General features: G+C 61.9%; 18 protein-coding genes. 10 read left to right on the plus strand and 8 right to left on the minus strand.

The annotated features are described in order from the left end of the window. Nucleotides 1–245: 245 nt before the first annotated feature. Nucleotides 246–1,130, minus strand: a complete 885-nt coding sequence (locus EOA16_RS09685) for a helix-turn-helix transcriptional regulator (protein WP_127257446.1) — start codon at nucleotides 1,128–1,130, stop codon at nucleotides 246–248. 173 nt (nucleotides 1,131–1,303) lie between these two features. On the opposite strand from EOA16_RS09685, the gene EOA16_RS09690 reads away from it, so the two are divergent. After that, entirely contained in the window at nucleotides 1,304–2,545 is a 1,242-nt protein-coding gene (locus tag EOA16_RS09690) for an MFS transporter (protein WP_164754197.1), read from the plus strand. A 79-nt stretch (nucleotides 2,546–2,624) separates the two neighbouring features. Here EOA16_RS09690 and EOA16_RS09695 read toward each other — a convergent pair whose 3' ends face one another. Then, nucleotides 2,625–3,482 (minus strand): alpha/beta hydrolase, encoded by an 858-nt coding sequence (locus EOA16_RS09695; protein ID WP_127257447.1) that lies wholly within the window; start codon nucleotides 3,480–3,482, stop codon nucleotides 2,625–2,627. A gap of 151 nt (nucleotides 3,483–3,633) precedes the next feature. Between EOA16_RS09695 and EOA16_RS09700 the strand changes: the two genes are divergently transcribed. Beyond that, entirely contained in the window at nucleotides 3,634–4,062 is a 429-nt protein-coding gene (locus EOA16_RS09700) for a MarR family transcriptional regulator (protein WP_127257449.1), read from the plus strand. Between the two features lie 91 nt (nucleotides 4,063–4,153). Here EOA16_RS09700 and EOA16_RS09705 read toward each other — a convergent pair whose 3' ends face one another. Next, nucleotides 4,154–6,160 carry an EAL domain-containing protein gene (locus tag EOA16_RS09705; RefSeq protein ID WP_127257646.1) on the minus strand — a complete coding sequence of 669 codons (2,007 nt, stop codon included), beginning with the start codon at nucleotides 6,158–6,160 and terminating at the stop codon, nucleotides 4,154–4,156. Between the two features lie 292 nt (nucleotides 6,161–6,452). On the opposite strand from EOA16_RS09705, the gene EOA16_RS09710 reads away from it, so the two are divergent. The 4 genes from EOA16_RS09710 (at nucleotide 6,453) to ychF (ending at nucleotide 10,322) form a co-directional block, all read left to right on the plus strand. Next, nucleotides 6,453–7,487, plus strand: coding sequence for a class I SAM-dependent methyltransferase (locus EOA16_RS09710; RefSeq protein WP_127257450.1), 1,035 nt, complete (start codon nucleotides 6,453–6,455; stop codon nucleotides 7,485–7,487). Between the two features lie 249 nt (nucleotides 7,488–7,736). Then, entirely contained in the window at nucleotides 7,737–8,378 is a 642-nt protein-coding gene (locus EOA16_RS09715) for a 50S ribosomal protein L25/general stress protein Ctc (RefSeq protein WP_023809827.1), read from the plus strand. Nucleotides 8,379–8,401: 23 nt separating this feature from the next. Next, entirely contained in the window at nucleotides 8,402–9,127 is a 726-nt protein-coding gene (gene pth, locus EOA16_RS09720; protein ID WP_127257452.1) for an aminoacyl-tRNA hydrolase, read from the plus strand. Nucleotides 9,128–9,218: 91 nt separating this feature from the next. Further along, nucleotides 9,219–10,322, plus strand: coding sequence for a redox-regulated ATPase YchF (gene ychF / locus EOA16_RS09725; RefSeq protein WP_127257454.1), 1,104 nt, complete (start codon nucleotides 9,219–9,221; stop codon nucleotides 10,320–10,322). A gap of 66 nt (nucleotides 10,323–10,388) precedes the next feature. Here the strand turns inward: ychF and guaD are convergent, their stop codons facing one another. Continuing rightward, nucleotides 10,389–11,753: a guanine deaminase gene (gene guaD, locus EOA16_RS09730; RefSeq protein ID WP_127257455.1), complete on the minus strand. Its 1,365-nt coding sequence runs from the start codon at nucleotides 11,751–11,753 to the stop codon at nucleotides 10,389–10,391. 136 nt (nucleotides 11,754–11,889) lie between these two features. Between guaD and EOA16_RS09735 the strand changes: the two genes are divergently transcribed. The 4 genes from EOA16_RS09735 to EOA16_RS09750 all read left to right on the plus strand — a co-directional run bounded on the left by EOA16_RS09735 (nucleotide 11,890) and on the right by EOA16_RS09750 (nucleotide 15,503). Continuing rightward, nucleotides 11,890–13,224, plus strand: a complete 1,335-nt coding sequence (locus tag EOA16_RS09735) for a solute carrier family 23 protein (RefSeq protein WP_127257457.1) — start codon at nucleotides 11,890–11,892, stop codon at nucleotides 13,222–13,224. Nucleotides 13,225–13,461: 237 nt separating this feature from the next. Continuing rightward, entirely contained in the window at nucleotides 13,462–14,436 is a 975-nt protein-coding gene (corA, locus tag EOA16_RS09740; protein ID WP_127257458.1) for a magnesium/cobalt transporter CorA, read from the plus strand. A gap of 123 nt (nucleotides 14,437–14,559) precedes the next feature. Continuing rightward, nucleotides 14,560–15,036, plus strand: a complete 477-nt coding sequence (locus tag EOA16_RS09745) for a MaoC family dehydratase (protein WP_127257460.1) — start codon at nucleotides 14,560–14,562, stop codon at nucleotides 15,034–15,036. Continuing rightward, the gene (locus tag EOA16_RS09750) at nucleotides 15,033–15,503 is read left to right on the plus strand and encodes a MaoC family dehydratase (protein WP_127257462.1); all 471 of its coding nucleotides are present in this window, start codon (nucleotides 15,033–15,035) and stop codon (nucleotides 15,501–15,503) included. The genes EOA16_RS09745 and EOA16_RS09750 overlap by 4 nt, the downstream gene beginning before the upstream one ends. 173 nt (nucleotides 15,504–15,676) lie before the next feature. Here EOA16_RS09750 and EOA16_RS09755 read toward each other — a convergent pair whose 3' ends face one another. The 4 genes from EOA16_RS09755 to EOA16_RS09770 form a co-directional block, all read right to left on the minus strand. Then, nucleotides 15,677–16,222 (minus strand): adenine phosphoribosyltransferase, encoded by a 546-nt coding sequence (locus EOA16_RS09755; RefSeq protein WP_013529989.1) that lies wholly within the window; start codon nucleotides 16,220–16,222, stop codon nucleotides 15,677–15,679. A gap of 9 nt (nucleotides 16,223–16,231) precedes the next feature. Further along, the gene (locus EOA16_RS09760) at nucleotides 16,232–17,377 is read right to left on the minus strand and encodes an alpha-hydroxy acid oxidase (RefSeq protein ID WP_164754198.1); all 1,146 of its coding nucleotides are present in this window, start codon (nucleotides 17,375–17,377) and stop codon (nucleotides 16,232–16,234) included. A 173-nt stretch (nucleotides 17,378–17,550) separates the two neighbouring features. Further along, complete coding sequence (locus tag EOA16_RS09765) at nucleotides 17,551–18,246, minus strand: phosphatase PAP2 family protein (RefSeq protein ID WP_127257466.1); 696 nt, start codon at nucleotides 18,244–18,246, stop codon at nucleotides 17,551–17,553. A 127-nt stretch (nucleotides 18,247–18,373) separates the two neighbouring features. Beyond that, a complete protein-coding gene (locus tag EOA16_RS09770) occupies nucleotides 18,374–19,246 on the minus strand; it encodes a cytochrome c1 (protein WP_023809837.1) in 873 nt (290 codons plus the stop codon). Nucleotides 19,247–19,254 lie beyond the last annotated feature (8 nt).

Below are 19,254 nucleotides of genomic sequence, written 5' to 3' on the forward strand. Positions count from 1 at the left end.
AAGCAGAATGTCTTTGACGGCAGCGCTGGCGGTCTTACCTTCTGTCTTGGTCATGGTGGCGTTCCTTCGCGGGAATCAGGTGACGTTGAACATCACCAGCCTGCCATGACCGCCCTCTCTCAGCGAAATTTGCAGAACTCTCAGCACACTACCCGGTTTTCCGTCTGGAATTGCGTTAAAACAAAGAGTTAGAGCAGATCGCCGTTTCCGTGAAACGGTGAAATGCTCTAGAACAGCACCTGCCGTTACGGCGCAGAGCTTTCCAACCGAACCGGGCCGATCAGGCGACGAGCGACCTCGACGCTCTCGCGTGCGCCGCGCATATAGCCGCGCGGGGAGGTTCCCAGCATGCGCTTGAACATGGTGATGAAGGCCGGCACGCTGTCATAGCCGAGATCAAGCGCCACCCTGGTGATCGGCTCGCCGTCCGCCAGCCTGGGCAGCGCCGCGAACAGGCAGGCCTGCTGGCGCCATGTCGACAGCGACAGGCCGGTCTGGCGCTGGAAGGCGCGCGTGAACGAACGCCGGCTCATGCCGGCTGCATCGGCCCACTCGTCGATCGTCGCGTGCGGCGATGGTGCTGCGACGAAGCGCCGGCACAGCGCCGACAGCCTTGGATCGGACGGGAATGGCAGCCCGAGAGGCCGTTCCGGCAAGGTCGGGATTTCGTGCAGCAAAAGGTTCATGATCAGCCCACCGCGTCCTTCCAGAACGCCGCCTTGCGGCAGCTTTTCCGATTCCACGATCAGGCTGTGCATCAGGTCGGTGACGCCGACGACGCGCAAGCCTTCGGGCAGCCCGGGGATCGCCTGTGGCATGACATAGACCGAACGCATCGAGACATCGCCCAGCATCTCGACGGCATGCTCGGTGCCGGCTGGAATCCACATCGCGTGGTCGGGCGGCACCATCCAGCGCCCGTAGCGCGTCGTCACCAGCACCACGCCGACAAGCGCATGCAAGAGCTGGCTGCGGCTGTGGCGGTGCTGTGGCACGCGGTAGCCGTCCGGATATTCGGTCGGCAATGCCACCGCCGGCCCGGCCACTTGCTCAAGCCACTGCCAGCGGCTCTCGTGCAACTGGCCGAGATTGGCATTGCCAGCGTGAAAGACTTCTTTGCCGTGCGGCATCCGATATGGCCCACTTGCGAAACTATTGGACCAAACCACGAAAGAAGTCGTGTCGCAAGCGGCTTATAACGCACCGTCCCCAGACGCTCCACAGGAGCGTCCGACAAGGCGGCCGCAGGAGCGTCCGTCAACTGCCTGCGGGTGCGCCCGCCAAAAAGACCACGGAGCCTACCTTGACCGATACGACAGCCGCCAGCGTCGCCCCACCGGCGAGCGTCAGTCACGCCTCAGCCCAGGCGACGGCCTTCACCGTCATCCTGGCGGTGAGCTTCTGCCACTGCATCAACGACATCATGCAGTCGCTGCTGTCGGCCATCTACCCGCTCCTGAAAGAGAATTATGGCCTCGATTTCTGGCAGATCGGCTTGTTGACCTTCACCTTCCAGGTGACGGCATCGCTGCTGCAGCCAGTAATCGGCATGATCACCGACAAGCGGCCGATGCCCTATTCGCTGCCCTACGGCATGGCGTCGTCACTGATCGGCCTGATCGTGCTCGCCTATGCCGGGCACTATTCGCTGCTGCTGATGGGCGCCTCGCTGATCGGCATCGGCTCGGCGATCTTCCATCCGGAATCCTCGCGCATCGCCCGCTTCGCCTCCGGCGGCCGCTTCGGCCTGGCGCAGTCGCTGTTCCAGGTGGGCGGCAATTTCGGCCAGTCCATGGGGCCGCTGCTGGCGGCCTTCATCGTCGTGCCGTTCGGCCAGACCAGCATTTCCTGGTTCGCCGTCGGCTCGCTGATCGGCATCATCGTCTTGTGGCAGGTCGGCGGCTGGTACAGCCGGCTGCGTGCCGCGCAGGGCACTCGCAAGGCGGCGAGCTTCGTTTCGCCCTTCCCGCGCCGCAAGGTGATGAATGCATTGATCGTGCTGACACTGCTGGTGCTGAGCAAGAATGCCTACATCGCCAGCCTCGCCAGCTACTACACCTTCTATTCCATGCATAAGTTCGGCGTTTCGGTGCAGATGAGCCAAGTCATGCTGTTCCTGTTCCTCGGTGCCTCGGCGCTGGGCATCCTGCTCGGCGGCCCGTTCGGCGACCGCTATGGGCAGAAGGCGATGATCTGGTTCTCCATCGTCGGCGTGCTGCCCTTCACGCTCGCCCTGCCGTACGCCAATCTGGAATGGACGATGGTGCTGACGGTGCTGATCGGCCTGATCCTGTCCTCGGCCTTCTCCAACATCGTCGTCTTTGCACAGGAGCTCGTGCCGGGCCGCGTCGGCATGATCGCCGGCATCTTCTTCGGCTTCGCCTTCGGCATGGGCGGCATTGCGGCGGCCGTGCTCGGCGTCGTCGCCGACATGAAGGGCATCGATTTCGTCTTCCAGATCTGCTCGTATTTGCCGTTCCTTGGACTGCTCACCGTGTTCCTGCCGAATATGAAGGAAGCGCGCAAGGCGCAGGCGGCCGCCTAGATCAGGCGGGTCTGCCGCTGTCACAAAAATGCACCCGCCGGATGACGGGTGCATTTTTGTGGGCCATTCGGAAAAGGCCTTAAGCCTTGAAGAAGGCCAGCAGGTCGGCGTTGATGATGTCTGCATGGGTCGTGGCCATGCCGTGCGGGAAGCCCTTGTAGACCTTGAGCTCGCCCTTCTTGAGCAGCTTGATCGTCAGCAGCGCCGAATCGGCGATCGGAACGATCTGATCGTCGTCGCCGTGCATGACCAGCACCGGCACGTCGATCGCCTTCAGATCCTCGGTGAAGTCGGTTTCCGAGAAGGCCTTGATGCAATCATAATGCGCCTTGGTGCCGCCCATCATGCCTTGGCGCCACCAATTGTCGATGACGCCTTGCGACACCTCTGCACCCGGACGATTGAAGCCGTAGAATGGGCCTGATGGAACGTCGCGGAAGAACTGGGCGCGGTTTGCCGCCTGGGCGGAGCGGAAGCCATCGAAAACCTCGATCGGCAAGCCTTCGGGATTGGCTGCGGTCTTGAGCATGATCGGCGGCACCGCGCCGATCAGCACCGCCTTGGCGACACGGCCGCCGGCGCCATATTGGGCGACATAGCGCGCCACTTCGCCGCCGCCGGTCGAGTGGCCGACATGGATGGCGTTCTTGAGGTCCAGATGGGCTGCGAGTTCCGCGACGTCGGCGGCATAGGTATCCATCTCGTTGCCGGTATCGGTCTGGGTCGAGCGGCCGTGTCCACGGCGATCATGGGCAATGACACGGTAGCCCTGTGACAGGAAGAACAGCATCTGGGCATCCCAATCGTCGCTGCTCAACGGCCAGCCGTGATGAAAGACGACAGGCTGCCCGGTCCCCCAGTCCTTGTAGTAAATCTGCGTTCCGTTCTTGGTGGTGATCGTACCGCTGCCGGAGCTGGGCTTGGTTTGCGAGGTCATCTCAATCTCCTTCTGGTTATTTCCGCGATAAACAATATCGCGATAGCGATATAGCTAACGCAGCTCAAAACCCTTGTCCACAAAAATATGTATCGCGATATCATTTTTCGTGGTATCGAATTGATGCCCATATTGGTAAAAGGAATGCGCCGTGCCTCTCCCGTTGGACAATCAGCTCTGTTTCACGCTCTATGCCACCAGCATGGCCATCAACCGCACCTACAAGCCGATGCTGGACGAGATGGGCATCACCTATCCGCAGTACCTGGTGCTGAACGCACTTGGAGAGGCTGACGGCATGTCGGTCGGCACCATCGCCCACAGGCTCGCTCTGGAATCGAGCACCGTCACTCCGCTGGTGAAGCGAATGGAGCAGGCCGGGCTGGTGACACGCCAGCGCAGCCAGACCGACGAACGCCAGGTGCAGGTCGATCTGACATCAGCCGGGCGCGGGCTGCTGGTGCAATGCAACTGCCTGAACGAAACCTTGATCGAGCGCTCGGGCATGAAGCTGGCCGAGCTCGATGCCTTGAACCGGCAGATCCAGGCGCTGCGCGCCGCGTTGACCGGCGACCGGTAGCCCTGCGTAGCAGCTTGGCCCTGTCGTGGGTCGATTGCAATCAGCGCGGCTTTTGACGGCGGCTAGGCCAAACGTCGGAAAGAGGCTGCAATCATGCGGACTTAAGCACGGCGAATGACCGTTTGCGCATGGCCCGCTTCGCCTGGAAACTAACGGCGGGAGCGGGGCGGCCGACATGGAAGCCCTGGATCTTGTCTATGCCGAATTCGCGCATCAAGGTCATCTGCTCGTCGGTTTCCACCCCTTCGACCAGGATCTTGTGGCCCCGATTTCGGACCAGGGTGATGATGTCCTGCAGCATCGCCTTGCCGCTCGGGGAGCTGCAGTCGTGCAGAAACGAGCGGTCGATCTTCACCGTATCGAAATCGATCAGCCGAAGCCACGAAAGGCCCGCAAAGCCGGTCCCGAAGTCATCAAGCCATATCTTGATCCCGAGCAGCTTCAGGTCGCTGATGCAGCGCAGGATGTCCGAATGCATCTCCATCTCCAGCCCTTCGGTGATCTCGAAGGCCAGCCTGCTGCCGGCGACGCCGGTCTCGCCCAGAATGGTCGCGACGGACGTTGCGAAGCCCGGTGTCTTGAGCTGGATCGGGGAGACGTTGACACTGACCACACGGACGTGGTCGTCCGCCAGGAGCTCGGCGCACACCGTCCTTATCGCCCAGCGCCCGAGTTCCAGGATCGCGCCGGTTCGTTCGGCGACGGGAATGAACAGGCTTGGCGGAACCGATGTGCCGTCCAGCATCTTGAGGCGCATCAGAGCCTCTACCGCTTCAACCCGGTCCGATTTGACATCCTGGATGGGCTGGTAAACGAGTGAAACGAGATTCTGGCCGATCGCGATCTTCAGCAACGCCGCAATGTTCTCACTCTCGTCGCTGCTTTGCGGATCGGTTGGATCGAACAACCGGGCACAGTTTCGGCCGCCGGCTTTTGCCAGATAGAGAGCGCGATCGGCCTCGTGGATGATCTTCTCCAGCTTGGCCCCGGTCTGTGTCCTGGTGAATGCGGCGCCAACGCTTACCGTTACGATCGAGACGCCGTCACGCCGCAGCTCGTGGGTAAGCGCCAGGTTCTCCACCGTGCTGCAAATGGCTTCCGCGATATTCAGGATCTGCTCTTTTGTCTCCATGCGCGCCAGGACGATGAACTCTTCGCCGCCGTAGCGGCCTATGGAGCCATTGTACTGTTTGATCATCTCGCTAAGCGCATTGGCGACATGGATCAGGCAGCGGTCGCCTTCCTGATGGCCGTAGCAGTCGTTGAATTTCTTGAAAAAATCCACGTCGATGAGGATCGCCCCAAAGCTGGTGCCGACCTTTTGCCAATCACTCCAGTAGTCCCGCAGCTTCTCGTCGATCGCGCGCCGGTTTTCCAGACCCGTCAGCGGATCGGTTCGCGACAATCTCAGCAGGGCCTTGCCGCGTTCGGTCGCCTCATGGTGCTGGAGCTTGGCTTCCAGGGCGTTCAGGAAGACGTTGTAGCGTTCTTCATTCAGTTTCCAGTTCACATAGGACGTGAACGTGAAACAAGAAATATAGAAAGCGCCAAACACCATCTTGTATGTGAGAGTTGAAGGAACGAAGTAATTCACGACATAAAGTATGCATAAAATTATCGCTGAGGTTACAATAGAAAGCTTGAAATTGAAGGTGAAAAAAAGATTGGCGCTCATCATGAATATGGTCCCGAAGACCATATAATAGGAGACGCTTTCCTTGTCCGCGCCAAGAACCGCTGGGCACAACCAACCAACATAGCCGAAGATGATGGCTCCGGCGCAAGTCACGTCGAGCCATTCCGTCCCGATGCCTCGGCGAAGCTGTGCTTCCAGGATCAAAAGCGCGCTCAAGCCGACCGCGAAGCGCGCCGTGATCGTATAAGCGGCCACATCCGGGATCAGCAGCAGATCGGTTGCCGAAAACAGGAGATAGATCGCAACCGCGATCCAAAGCCCTGGCCTGGCTTCTCCTCTTCGCGTCGCCTGCGCTTCGGTGCGGTAAAGGGTGCGAAGCTCGTCGGCCCCGAGTTCGTAGCGCGGCTCGTACGGTTCCGCATCAACCGCATCGACCAATACGGAGGACAGGTGTTCGTTCATCACAATAGACCCCGTTTGAAAGGGATTTTGTTTTCCGAACTCATTTCCAGCTTCTGCCCCCACGCGGGCCGGCTCCTTGGACGCGACGGCGATTGCGACGCCGGGCAAACAAATGCAATCGCGCAAGACAAGTTTCCGTTAACTCGAACCCGGAATTCGGGCCCAAAGCCGTCTAAAGAGGAACATGGTTTGCGGGAAATTAATCATAACGATAAAATGCCGTCGGCACGACATTGGCAAAGGGAGCATTCTACGCAATAAGTTAACCGACTGTTAACTATGGAGTGATGGCGTGCAGACCGTTCTTGATGGCAAAAGCTTGATTACTGCTGAGATGCTCGCCGGCACGCTGCCTCGGGGAAAGCTCGAGCATCATGGCGAAGCGTTCGAAACCGCTCGCGCGGAGCTGGCCCTCATTCTCCACGCGACACAGCAGCAGGTCGAACAGGACAAGAACCCGGCCGAGATCGTCGGTCGCTTGCTGTCCTACCTGAATGGCCTGCATTCCAAAGTTCATCCCGACGTCTGGCATGCATTGATACCGGTCGCGCAGAGCCATCCGATCCTGAAGTATTTTCTCGAGGATCCGCTGACGCACTGGTCCTTCACCAAGCCCAGGGGCTATTCCGGCGACGCGCAGTTGCTTGATTACATCTATTGCGACCCGCATGTGGCAGAGAGCGTGGCCAACGCCTCGAAGATCGGCAAGGCCCTGTACAGCCATACCCAGAACGTACCGTCATGCGTCGCCGCACGGGAGCGGCGCGATCTCTTGACCCGATACGTCGATGAGATCGCAACCAAGAATGGACCAGAAACCGAGGTGCTGGCGATCGCGGCCGGCCATTTGCGGGAAGCCAATCGTTCGGCCGCCTTGGCGGAGGGCCGTCTCAAGCGCTGGGTTGCCCTCGACCAGGATCCCCAAAGCGTTGGGCTGATCTCGCGCGACTTCCAGGGCACCGCGGTCGAAGCCATCGACGGCTCCGTGCGAACCGTGCTCACGCGGGGCCACAAGCTCGGCAAATTCGACTTCATCTACGCCTCCGGCCTTTACGACTACCTCGCCCACAACGTCGCCGTGAAACTCACGAAGACCTGCCTGCAGATGTTGAAGCCGAACGGCACCTTCCTGTTTGCGAACTACGCCGAGGGCACGCCTGACGCCGGGTACCGGGAGACGTTCATGGACTGGGTGTTGCTGCTGCGGTCGGAGGTCGACATGTGGAACATCGTCAATGCCAGCGTCGACCGCAACACCGTCGAGGCGCAAGTGTTCTTCGGTGAGAACCGCAACGTGCTCTATGCCGTCATCGAAAAGCGCGGATAGCGCCCGCCTGCGCTGCGCGCCGGCGGACATGCCTTTGGCTTGCACCTCCCGCCGCCTTCCGCTATAGAGCCGCCACCCGCGTAGACACCCTTGGAGGCAACGCGGCGGAAGGCCGCCTTCCCGCATGATCCCGAAAAGTGGATTCCGGTTTTCGGACCAGATCATGCGTGAGTATGTCGGCTTTCGACGTTTACGGTCCAGGCACTCTGCCAACCGTGAGCGCTCCAGAACAAACCGAAAGGAAATGCCATGAGCCACGACACTTACGAGCTCAAGGCCGAAGCACGCGAACAGGTCGGTAAGGGGTCCGCCCGTGCAGTTCGCCGCAACGGTAAAGTGCCTGCAGTAATCTATGGTGACAAGCAGCCTCCCCTGGCTATCGCGCTCACCTACAAGGACATCTACTACAAGATCCATGGCGGCGGGTTCCTGACCACGATCGCCACGATCGATGTCGACGGCAAGAAGATCCAGGTCCTGCCGAAGGACTTCCAGCTCGACCCGGTCAAGGATTTCCCTGTCCATGTCGACTTCCTGCGCATCGGCAAGGACACCCAGGTCAATGTCGACGTGCCTGTCCACTTCATCAACGAGGACAAGTCGCCCGGCATCAAGCGCGGCGGCGTGCTCAACATCGTGCGTCACGAAGTCGAGTTCCACTGCCCGGCCAATGCGATCCCGGAATTCATCACCGTCGATCTCACCGGCGCCAACATTGGCGACTCGATCCACATCTCGGCGGTCAAGCTGCCGGCCGGTGTGAAGCCTGTGATCTCCGACCGCGACTTCACCATCGCGACCATTGCCGGTTCGTCGGCGATGAAGCCGGAGACGGAAGAGACGGCTGAAGCGGCTGCACCCGAAGCGGCTCCTGCCGCCGAAGAGAAGTAACTCTTTCCCGCCCGGAGCAGGCGATGCTGCTGTTTGCAGGCCTCGGCAATCCGGGCGCGAAATACGCCGGCAATCGGCACAATGTCGGTTTCATGGCGGCGGACGCAATCGCCCGCCGCCATTCCTTTTCGCCTTGGTCGAAGAAGTTCCAGGGCCTGATTTCAGAAGGCACGCTCGGCGGCGAAAAGATCGTCTTGATCAAGCCGCAGACCTTCATGAACCTGTCCGGCCAGTCGGTCGGTGAAGCGCTGCGCTTCTACAAGCTCGAGCTTTCCGCACTCACCGTCTTCTATGACGAGATCGACCTTGCCGAAGGCAAGCTGCGCATCAAGACCGGCGGCGGCGCCGGCGGCCACAACGGCATCCGCTCGATCGACGGCCATGTCGGCAATGCCTATCGCCGCGTACGCATCGGCGTCGGCCATCCCGGCGTCAAGGAAATGGTCCAGCACCATGTGCTCGGCGATTTCGACAAGGCCGACCGCGAATGGCTCGAACCGCTGCTCGACGCGATCGCCGACAACGCCGCCATGATCGCCAAGGGCGACGAGTCCGGCTTCATGAACAAGGCCAGCCTCGCCGTCCAGGGCAAGGCCGGCTCGGAACCGGAAAAGCCGGCGCAGAAGCAGCAGGGCTCAAAGCAGCAGAGCCACATCCGCCAGGCACGGCCGCAGCAGGTGCCAGCCAAGCTGCCGGAATCCGGCCCGATGGCCGCCATGCTGAAGAAACTCTTCGGCGGCAAGGACTGAGCGGGATCGGCGCCACAGGGCTTGACGTTGATCACCCCTATCGCCCATAGCCCTGATCAAATTTCTATTTTCCCGATAGGACCGGACAAAAATGGGTTTCAAATGCGGCATCGTTGGCTTGCCCAACGTCGGCAAGTCGACGCTTTTCAACGCGTTGACCAGAACGGCCGCGGCGCAGGCCGCCAACTATCCGTTCTGCACCATCGAACCGAACACCGGCGAGGTGGCGGTGCCCGATCCGCGCCTGCAGAAGATCGCGGCGATCGGCAAGTCGAAGGAGATCATTCCGACCCGCATCTCCTTCGTCGACATTGCCGGCCTGGTGCGCGGCGCCTCGAAGGGCGAAGGGCTGGGCAACCAGTTCCTCGCCAACATCCGCGAGGTCGACGCCATCGTGCATGTGCTGCGCTGCTTCGAGGATGACGACATCACCCATGTCGAGGGCCGCATCGACCCTGTTGCCGACGCCGAGACGGTCGAAACCGAGCTGATGCTCGCCGACCTCGACAGCCTCGAGCGCCGCATCGTGCAATTCCGCAAGCGCGCCGGCAGCAAGGACAAGGAAGCGACGTCAGTGCTGCCGATGATGGAGGCCGCACTCAAACTGCTGCAAGCCGGCAAGCCGACCCGCGTCCTGCTCAAGGGCATTGCCGCCGAAGACCTGCGCATCCTGCAGGGCTTGAACCTTCTGACCTCGCATCCCGTGCTCTATGTCTGCAATGTCGCCGAGGCCGATGCCGCCACCGGCAACGAGCACACCAAGGCCGTGGAAAAGATGGCCGCGGCGCAAGGCGCCAGCACCGTCGTCATCTCGGCCGCGATCGAGGCCGAAGTCGCCCAGCTCTCGGATGAGGAAGAGATGGAATTCCTGTCCTCGCTCGGCCTCGACGAGCCCGGTCTGAACAAGGTGATCCGCGCCGGCTACGAGCTGTTGCACCTCATCACCTATTTTACCGTCGGGCCGAAGGAGACGCGTGCCTGGACCATCCATAAGGGCGACAAGGCCCCCCAGGCCGCCGGTGTCATCCACACCGATTTCGAGCGCGGCTTCATCCGCGCCCAGACCATCGCCTACAACGACTTCGTCACGCTGGGCGGCGAAGTGGCGGCCAAGGAAGCCGGTAAGGCGCGCGACGAAGGCAAGGAATATGTCGTCCAGGACGGCGACATCCTGCTGTTCAAGTTCAACACGTGATGTGACGAAGGTCACGCCGCCGTGGCGGCGTGACCAGCGATTCTTTTCGGGCGGCCGAGAAATCGGCTATTGGCTGACCACCCTGCGGCCACTCACCCAGACCGTGGCGATGTTGGCCCGCGCTGCGTTGAGCACGATCTTCTGGAATATCTCCTCAAGCGTATCGTCGGCCATGCCGATGTGGATGTTCGAGGCCCTGGCGCTCGTGTCGATCAGCAGCGCGTCAAACTCATAGCCGACGCGAAAATTGCCCGTCGGCAGATCAAGGGCTTCCGCACCGCCGGCTGTCGCCAGCCAGAACGCCTCCTGGTGCGTGATGGGTTCGCCGGGCGCACCGCGTTGCTCCGGCGGCAGGCCGGCATGCACACCGCTTTGCAGCGTCCTCGACGCTGACAATGCATGTCGGCAGCCGTCGAACAGTGACGGGCTGTAGCCTCCGGAAATGTCGGTTCCGAGCCCGACATGCATGTGCCGGTCAAGTGCCGCGCGCAGCGGAAATGCGGCATTGGCGAAATAGAAATTGGACAGCGGGCAGTGGGCAACACCCGCGCCCCTCTCCTCTATGAGGTCCATATCCTGCTCATCGATGAAATTCGAATGCGCCAGGATCGTATGCCGGGTGAGCAGGCCGAAACCATCAAGGCTTGCCGCATCGGTGCGGCCGAAGCGCGTCTCGACGAACTGCTTTGCCCAGTCGCTTTCCGAGCAATGCGTCTGCACGTGGCAGCCGAATTCGGTTGCCAGTTCGCCCAGTCCTTGCAGCGCCGCATCCGTGCAGCTTGGGATGAAGCGCGGTGTGATCGCTGGCTGGACGAGCGGCCTGTCGCGCGGATCCAGCGCCTTGACCGCCTCGATGAACCGTCTGGTGTCCGACACCGCGCTTGCCGCATCGGCGTCGCGGTAGAAGGGCGGGCACTGCTCTGGATCGTCCATCACCACCTTGCCGACAAGCGCGCGCTGCCCCTTCTCAAGACAGGTCTCGGCAAGCACCAGACTCGCGTCGACATGGACCGTGGCGAAATAGAGCGCCGTGGTGGTGCCGTTGGCCAGCAGATTGTCGACCAGATCGGCATAGACCTCGCGGGCATAGTCGACGTCGGCGTAGCGCGCTTCGAGCGGAAAGGTGTATTTCTGCAGCCAGACTTCGAGCGGCACATCCAGCGCCTTGCCCATCTGCGGCCATTGCGGCGCATGGATGTGCAGGTCGATCAGGCCAGGCAGCAGAAACTGTCCATCGGCAAGCTCAACCAGCGTGCCAGACTGGCGTGCAGCGTTCTGCCTCGCTTGGTACTCCAGATGACCAGGCGCCAGAATCTCCGCGATACACCCCTGCCCATCGACGCTGAACAGATGGTCCTTCAGCACCTCCAGCCTGCCGCGTTGGGGCGTATGGAAGGCGGTGCCGAGCAGCGTGAAGGGCTCTGTCGTCATGTGCGGTTCCGGTTCGGCTAACAATCTGCTTGGCCTACAAAAAAACAGTTGGCAAATGTTGTCGCCGCTGTCCTTCGGCACCGACTGATCCCATGATCGAGCGAAGATTTCCAGAGGGCCAGAAGGGGAACGGTACATGGAACGCGTTGCACCAGAGATCACATTGATTGCCCAACCGGACGATCCGCTGCCATGGGGCAAGGCAGCGCTGCTCGGCCTCCAGCACGTACTGGCGATGGACGTCTATATCGTGCCGTTTATCATCGCATCGGTGCTCGCCTTCAGCGTCGGCGATGCCGGCGCCTTTATCCAGTCCGCATTCGTCGCCGCAGGCATCGCCACACTGATCCAGTCGCAGCTGTTGATGCGACTGCCGGTCGTGCAGGGTCCATCCTTCGTCCCCATCGGCGCGGTGCTGGCCATCGCCTTCGGAGCGGGCGGCGGCATCGGCGGCCTTTCCGCCGTGGTCGGAGCGCTCATTCCGGGTGCCATATTGGTCATGCTGCTCGGGTCGCCGACAAGGATCTTCCATCGCCTCGTCAACCGCTTCGTACCGCCCATCGTCGGCGGTGCGATCATCATCGTCGTCGGCGTCGCCTTGATGCCGGTGGCGCTCAAGGAGAGCGTGTTCGCGGTCCACGGCACCGCCACGGTCGGCGGCAACATCGTCCTCGCTTTTATCGCCGCTGCCTTCCTCGTCGGCTGCACGCTGACCGGCATGGCACTTGGCGCGAAGGGCGCCTGGCTGCGCCTGCTGTCCGTGATCATCGCCCTGGTGGCAGGCAGCGTGGCCGCCGCCTTCATGGGCCAGTTGAACATGGCGGGCGTTGCGGACGCGACATGGTTTTCCATGCCGCGAATCGCCTTCCTCAATCTCGACGTGACGTTCTCGCTGTCTGCGACACTGACGATGCTGATAGTCTATATCGTCGTTCTTGCCGAAACCACCGGCACCTGGTTCGCCGTTGGCGCCGTCATCGACAAGCCGCTGTCGGACGAGCAGCTCGACCGGGGCGCCACCGGGGAAGGCCTCGGCTGCCTGGTCAGCGCGCTGCTGTGCAGCACGCCGGTGACAGGCTATTCGTCCAATGCCGGCATCATTGCCATCACCGGTATTGCCAGCCGCGCCGCCTTTGCCGCGGCCGGCATCTTCCTGGTCCTGTTCGGCCTGATCGGCAAGCTTTCGGCGGTCATCGCCTCGATACCGGGGCCGGTCATCGGCGGCGTTTTCGGCGTTCTCTGCGTCGTCATCGCCATGAACGGTTTCCGCGTCGTGCGCGGTACACCCCTGACCGAGCGGAACATGCTGGTCATCGGTCTGCCGATCCTGATGGCGCTGTTTGCCACGCTGGCGCCGCCGGATTTCGTCAAGACGCTCCCTGACCTCGTGCAGTACATCCTCGGCTCATCAATCGCCTTCGGTGCGGTCTGGGCCATCGTGCTGCATCAAATCCTGCCAAAGTCCCGGTAGACGTATCCCTAAGATAGCGGGCGGCAATGTGCCGTCCGCTATCTCTCTGCATCGTTGACAGCACCTGCCGTCGACCTGTTTTGCGGGCGGCATGGCCTGCCTTGACCTTGTCACATCACGGGTCTAATCGGCTGGGGTACGCGGTCGGCGCTTTCGGCGAAAGTGTCCGTCTCGTGCAATCCAACACGACGCGTCAATCCGAACGCACCCTTTGGCCCCAGCAAGGGATATCAGGCGATGATCAAGGCCTTCGTCGTGGACAATGATCGCCTGCGCGCTGTCGATGATCTCTTGCAAGACGGCGACAACGTCGTCTGGGCCGACCTGCTCAACCCGACAAAGGAAGAGGAAGCGACGATCGAGAGCTGGCTCGGCGTTGCCATTCCGACGCGCGAGGAGATGGAGGAGATCGAGATTTCGAGCCGCCTCTATGTCGAGGACGGCGCCTACTTCATGACCGCCACCTTGCCCGCCCAGACCGAGATCGACGATCCCTTGATGTCGCCGGTCACCTTCGTGCTCGCCGGCACCAGGCTGATCACCGTGCGTTACCACGAACCAAAGGCCTTCAAGACCTTTCCGCAGCGCGCCGAGAAGGTGGCGACCGGCTGCACCAGCAGTGACACCATCCTGATCGGCTTGCTGGAGGCGATCGTCGACCGTCTCGCCGATATTCTGGAACGCGCCGGCCGCGACATCGAGGCGATCTCGCGCGATATTTTCGAAGCGCGATCGACCAAGGTTTCCAAGCGCAATCGCGACTTCCAGGAGTTGTTGAAAGCCATCGGCCGCAAGGAGGACATTGCCTCCTCGATCCGCGACAGCCTGATCTCTCTGCAGCGCCTGGCAGGCTTTTTCGCCCATGCCTCGACCCGCACCAAGATGAGCAAGGACACCAAGGCGCGCATCAAGACGCTGTCGCGCGATGTGCTGTCGCTCGCCGACCACGCCACCTTCCTGTCGCAGAAGATCTCCTTCCTGCTCGACGCCACGCTTGGCATGATCTCGATCGAGCAGAACGCCATCATCAAGATCTTCTCGGTCGCCGCCGTTATCTTCCTGCCGCCGACTTTGGTCGCCTCGATCTACGGCATGAATTTCGACGTCATCCCCGAGTTGAAATGGGAGCTTGGCTATCCCTTCGCCATCGCCATGATGGTGCTGTCGGCGATCCTGCCCTTCTGGTATTTCCGCCGCCGCGGCTGGCTCTGAGTGGCCCTGTCGATCGGCTGCCACAGGCTGGCGCAGTAGAAATCGCTTGACCAAATGAACGCCGGCCTGCATCCGGAAACCCCGATCCTGGGGATCGTGGGTCGACAAGCCGGATTCCAGACCATGACTGCAGAGATAAAAACATGGGCCTATGAGGACTTCATCGAGGGCGCGTCGATCGACCTCGGCTCGAAGCTCGTGAGTGCCGCCGAGATCGTCGAATTCGCCGGAGAATTCGACCCGCAGCCGATGCATCTCGACGAGGAAGCCGGCAAGGCCAGCATCCTTGGCGGGCTGGCGGCGTCGGGCTGGCACACCTGCGCCATGTTCATGCGGATGCTGTGCGATGCGTTCCTGCTGGACTCGACCTGCCAGGGCGCGCCCGGCGTCGATCAGGTCAAGTGGAAGAAGCCGGTCCTGGCCGGCGACCAACTGACCGGCACCCTGGTGGTTGTTGCCAGGCGCCTGTCGAAATCGAAGCCGCAACTCGGCTTCGTCACCATGCGCAGCGAGTTGTTCAACCAGCGTGGCGAAAGCGTCTTCGAGCTCGAGAACTCCGTCATGTTCCTCACGCGCGATGCCGCGGGGAGCCAAGCATGACACTGGATGAGTTCTTCCGTATCGGCACCACCGTCACGCTCGGCTCGCACACATTCGAGCCCGAGGCGATCAAGGCCTTCGCCCGCAAATACGACCCGCAGATCTTCCACATCGACGAGGAAGCCGCGAAGAAAAGCGTGCTCGGCGGCCTCTGCGCATCCGGCTGGCACACGGCCGCGACCTGGATGAAACTCAATCTGGAAAACCGTATGGACGCCGAGATCGCTGCGTGGAGCGGCCCCGGCCCGGTGCCGGAATTCGGCCCCTCGCCCGGCTTCAAGAACCTGAAATGGCTGAAGCCGGTCTATGCCGGGCAAACCATCACCTTCACCCGCACCGCACTGTCCCACCGCCCGATCGCCTCACGCCCTGGCTGGCGGCTGCTGGCGCTGCGTTCGGAAGCTTTCGACTCGACCGGCGACAAGGTCCTCGAGTTCGAAAGCGCCGTGCTGGTGAAGACAGAGTAGTGGCGCCTCTTCCTTCTCCCCTTGTGGGAGAAGGTGGATCGGCGCTCAGCGCCGAGACGGTTGAGGGGGTGCTGGACGGAATGAGGCGTTGGCGTTCCCTGGAACACCCCTCATCCGACCGAGCTTCGCTCGGCCACCTTCTCCCACAAGGGGAGAAGGTGGCCGAGCGAACCTCAATGCCCTTCGAACCCAATCAGCGTCCGCACCGGCACGCCGAGCGCCTCTAGCTTGGCGCGGCCGCCGAGGTCCGGCAGGTCGATGACGAAGCAGGCGGCGAGGATGTCGGCACCGATCTGGCGCAGCAGCTTGACCGCCGCTTCCGCGGTGCCGCCGGTGGCGATCAGATCGTCGACCAGGATCACCTTCTCGCCCGGAGCGACGCCGTCCTTGTGCATCTCCATCTCGTCCAGCCCGTATTCCAGGCTGTAGGCGACGCGCACCGTCTCGTAGGGCAGCTTGCCTTTCTTGCGGATCGGCACGAAACCGGCCGAGAGCTGATGGGCGACGGCGCCGCCAAGGATGAAGCCGCGCGCCTCGATGCCGGCGATCTTGTCGATCTTCTGGCCGGCATAGGGATGCACCAGTTCGTCGATGGCGCGGCGAAAGGCGCGCGCATTGCCGAGCAGCGTGGTGATGTCGCGAAACAGGATGCCGGGCTTGGGATAGTCCGGAATGGTGCGGATCGCGGCAAGCAGCGTGTCTTCGAGAGAGGATTTCATGGGTCGAGATTACCTGAAACGGAGGTTGTTGCGCGACAATTGTTCGATCGAACTGCAGCCCATCAGCTTCATGCCGCGTTCGATCTCGACCCGCATCTGCTCAAGCGCCCGTTCGACGCCGGGCTGGCCGGCCGCCGCGAGCGGAAACAGATAATAGCGGCCGACACCGACGGCCTTGGCACCGAGCGACAGCGCCTTCAGCACATGGGTGCCGCGCTGCACGCCGCCATCCATGATGACGTCGATCCTGTCGCCAACGGCATCGACGATCTCGGCAAGCTGGTCGAACGCCGCCCGCGAGCCATCCAGCTGCCGGCCGCCATGGTTCGACAGTACGATGCCGCTGCAGCCGATGTCGACGGCGCGTCTTGCATCCTCCAACGACATGACGCCCTTGAGGCAGAACGGACCCGCCCAAAGCTTGACCATCTCGGCGACGTCGTCCCACGTCATCGACGGGTCGAGCATCTCGGTGAAGTAGCGGCTGATCGACATCGTGCCGCCGCCCATGTCGACATGCTCGTCGAGTTGCGGCAGCTTGAACCCCTCATGCGTAAAATAGTTGATCGCCCAGGCCGGCTTGAGCGCGAACTGCGCCATTCCGGCCAGGTTGAGCTTGAAGGGAATGGCAAAGCCGGTGCGTTTGTCGCGCTCGCGGTTTCCTCCGGTGATGCTGTCGACGGTCAGCATCATCACCTCGACGCCGACCGCCTTTGCCCGCTGCATCATCGCCCGATTAAGACCGCGATCCCGGTGGAAATAGAACTGGTAGACCTGCGGACTGCTGCTGATGCTGCGCGCCTCCTCGAGGCTGACGGTGCCAAGCGAGGAGACGCCGAACATGGTGCCGTATTTGGCGGCGGCCTTGGCGACCGCGCGCTCGCCCTGATGGTGGAACAGGCGCTGCAAGGCGGTCGGCGAGCAATAGAACGGCATCGCCAGCTTCTGGCCCATGACCGTCACCGACATGTCGACCTCGCTCACCCCGCGCAGCACGTTGGGAACCAGGTCGCAGGTCTCGAAGCTTTCGGTGTTGCGGCGATAGGTGACCTCATCGTCGGCCGCGCCGTCGATGTAATTGAAGATCGGCCCCGGCAGCCGCTGTTGTGCCATCCGCCGGAAATCGGAAAAGTTGTGACAGTCGCTGAGCCGCATCATCGAATTCCAAGGCCATGGCGGGACAGGTTCCTCGCCACCATTCGATGCGTCGAATATCAACCTGGTGCCGCCATGCCAACGGACTAATTGCCGAACTTTCGCTTGAGCACGAGCGTAAACAAAAAGGAGCGCCTTAAGCGCCCCTTCCCGCCTAAATCAGGCTGACGAGGTTACATGCCGAGATCGGAACGAAGCTCGGCCCTGGCCACTTCATATTCAGCCTTGAAGTCGTCCCGGTTGAGCAGGACCGCGGCAATGACGCTGCCGGAAATCTTGCCCATCTCGACGTCGGACGCATAATGGATGCCGCCGACCTCGCGGTTGTGGGCATATTCGGCCGCACGCGCCATGATCTCGGCGCGCTTTTCTGGGACCATGTCGGACAGGATGATGCCTATCATGGTGCCGACGGTGGCATGGCCGGACGGCCAGGAACCGGAACTCGACAATTTGACCACCGGCTTGACGAGGTCGCTGAGCTGGTGCGGGCGCGGGCGCTTCCAGACATCCTTGGCCGGATCGACGACGGCGCCTTCGGTGGCCACGACGCGATCGAAGAAGGCGCTGAATTTCGGCAGCGTTTCCTTGTTGAATTTCGGCCCCATGACGTTGGCAAAGCGCCAGACATTCTCCTCGGCATCGGCCACCGCGCTGGCGACCATCTCCGGGGTGCGCGTGACCTGCAACGTCAGCACCTCGCCGAGTTCGGCCTTGGTCTGCGCCGAATCATTTGCCGGCGGCGGCGGCAGGATCATCGTCAGGTCGACGTCCTTGTTGGTGACGAAGGGCTGGGCGTCTTCCGCTTGCGCGGCCGAGCCGACGATGAGCAGCAACAGGCCTGCCGCGAGCGATGCGTATCTTTTCATGAATGCGATCCTTTGATGAGAGCAGCGCAGGATCGCCGGATGCGGTGACGGCCATGTGACATGACCAGCCTCCGGAAATGCAAAAGGGCGCCTCTCGGCGCCCTTTTCGATCACTTGATTGTGTGGCTCAATGCGCCACGCCTTCCCACACCTTGCGCTTGGTGAGATAGACCAGCGCGCCGAACAAAAGCAGGAACACCAGAACGCGAAAACCGGTCTTCTTGCGGTCTTCCATATGCGGCTCGGCCGCCCACGCCAGGAAGGCGGAGACATCGCGGGAATACTGGTCGACGGTCTGCGGCGCGCCGTCATCGTAGGTCACCTGGCCGTCGGAGAGCGGCTTGGGCATTTTCAGCGACACGCCGGACATGAAGTACGGATTGTAGTGGGTGCCTTCCGGGATCACCATGCCGGCCGGCGGCGTCTGGTCGTAGCCGGTCAGCAGCGAGTGGATATAGTCGGGGCCGCCCGCATCGTACTGGGTGAAGATATCGAAGACGAACTGCGGAAAGCCGCGTTCGACACCGCGTGCCTTGGCCAGCAGTGACATGTCGGGCGGAGCAGCACCGCCATTGGAGGCAGCGGCGGCTTCCTCATTGGCAAAGGGCGGCGGGAAGTGGTCGGACGGCTTGCCGGGACGGTCGAACATGTCGCCGGCATCGTTGGGGCCGTCGTGGATCGTGTACTCGGCCGACAGCGTCTTGATCTGCGCATCGGAATAGCCGAGGTCCGACAACGTGCGGAACGCCACCAGATTCATCGAATGGCAGGCCGAGCAGACTTCCTTGTAGACCTTGAGGCCGCGCTGCAGCTGCGCTTTGTCGTAAGTGCCGAATGGGCCGGTGAAACTCCAGTCCATTTCCTTCGGCTCGTCGATCGGGAAATGCGTCGGATTGGCCACATTGTGTGCCTCTTCGGCGGCGATCGCCCGAGTGCCCGCGGCCCCAGCGGCGACGGCCACAAGGCCGATCAGCGCCAGCGAGGTGAGAATCTTTTTCATGCCAAATC

Origin of the sequence: Mesorhizobium sp. M7A.F.Ca.US.008.03.1.1 (genome assembly GCF_003997495.1) — a bacterium.
Lineage (GTDB): Bacteria > Pseudomonadota > Alphaproteobacteria > Rhizobiales > Rhizobiaceae > Mesorhizobium.

Excerpts from the sequence above, each read along its gene's own strand:
- EOA16_RS09685 (WP_127257446.1), bottom strand. The coding sequence starts at position 1,130 with ATGCCGCACGGCAAAGAAGTCTTTCACGCTGGCAATGCCAATCTCGGC.
- EOA16_RS09695 (WP_127257447.1), bottom strand. The coding sequence starts at position 3,482 with ATGACCTCGCAAACCAAGCCCAGCTCCGGCAGCGGTACGATCACCACC.
- EOA16_RS09705 (WP_127257646.1), bottom strand. The coding sequence starts at position 6,160 with ATGAACGAACACCTGTCCTCCGTATTGGTCGATGCGGTTGATGCGGAA.
- EOA16_RS09715 (WP_023809827.1), top strand. The coding sequence starts at position 7,737 with ATGAGCCACGACACTTACGAGCTCAAGGCCGAAGCACGCGAACAGGTC.
- pth (WP_127257452.1), top strand. The coding sequence starts at position 8,402 with ATGCTGCTGTTTGCAGGCCTCGGCAATCCGGGCGCGAAATACGCCGGC.
- ychF (WP_127257454.1), top strand. The coding sequence starts at position 9,219 with ATGGGTTTCAAATGCGGCATCGTTGGCTTGCCCAACGTCGGCAAGTCG.
- guaD (WP_127257455.1), bottom strand. The coding sequence starts at position 11,753 with ATGACGACAGAGCCCTTCACGCTGCTCGGCACCGCCTTCCATACGCCC.
- EOA16_RS09735 (WP_127257457.1), top strand. The coding sequence starts at position 11,890 with ATGGAACGCGTTGCACCAGAGATCACATTGATTGCCCAACCGGACGAT.
- corA (WP_127257458.1), top strand. The coding sequence starts at position 13,462 with ATGATCAAGGCCTTCGTCGTGGACAATGATCGCCTGCGCGCTGTCGAT.
- EOA16_RS09745 (WP_127257460.1), top strand. The coding sequence starts at position 14,560 with ATGACTGCAGAGATAAAAACATGGGCCTATGAGGACTTCATCGAGGGC.
- EOA16_RS09750 (WP_127257462.1), top strand. The coding sequence starts at position 15,033 with ATGACACTGGATGAGTTCTTCCGTATCGGCACCACCGTCACGCTCGGC.
- EOA16_RS09755 (WP_013529989.1), bottom strand. The coding sequence starts at position 16,222 with ATGAAATCCTCTCTCGAAGACACGCTGCTTGCCGCGATCCGCACCATT.
- EOA16_RS09760 (WP_164754198.1), bottom strand. The coding sequence starts at position 17,377 with ATGCGGCTCAGCGACTGTCACAACTTTTCCGATTTCCGGCGGATGGCA.
- EOA16_RS09765 (WP_127257466.1), bottom strand. The coding sequence starts at position 18,246 with ATGAAAAGATACGCATCGCTCGCGGCAGGCCTGTTGCTGCTCATCGTC.
- EOA16_RS09770 (WP_023809837.1), bottom strand. The coding sequence starts at position 19,246 with ATGAAAAAGATTCTCACCTCGCTGGCGCTGATCGGCCTTGTGGCCGTC.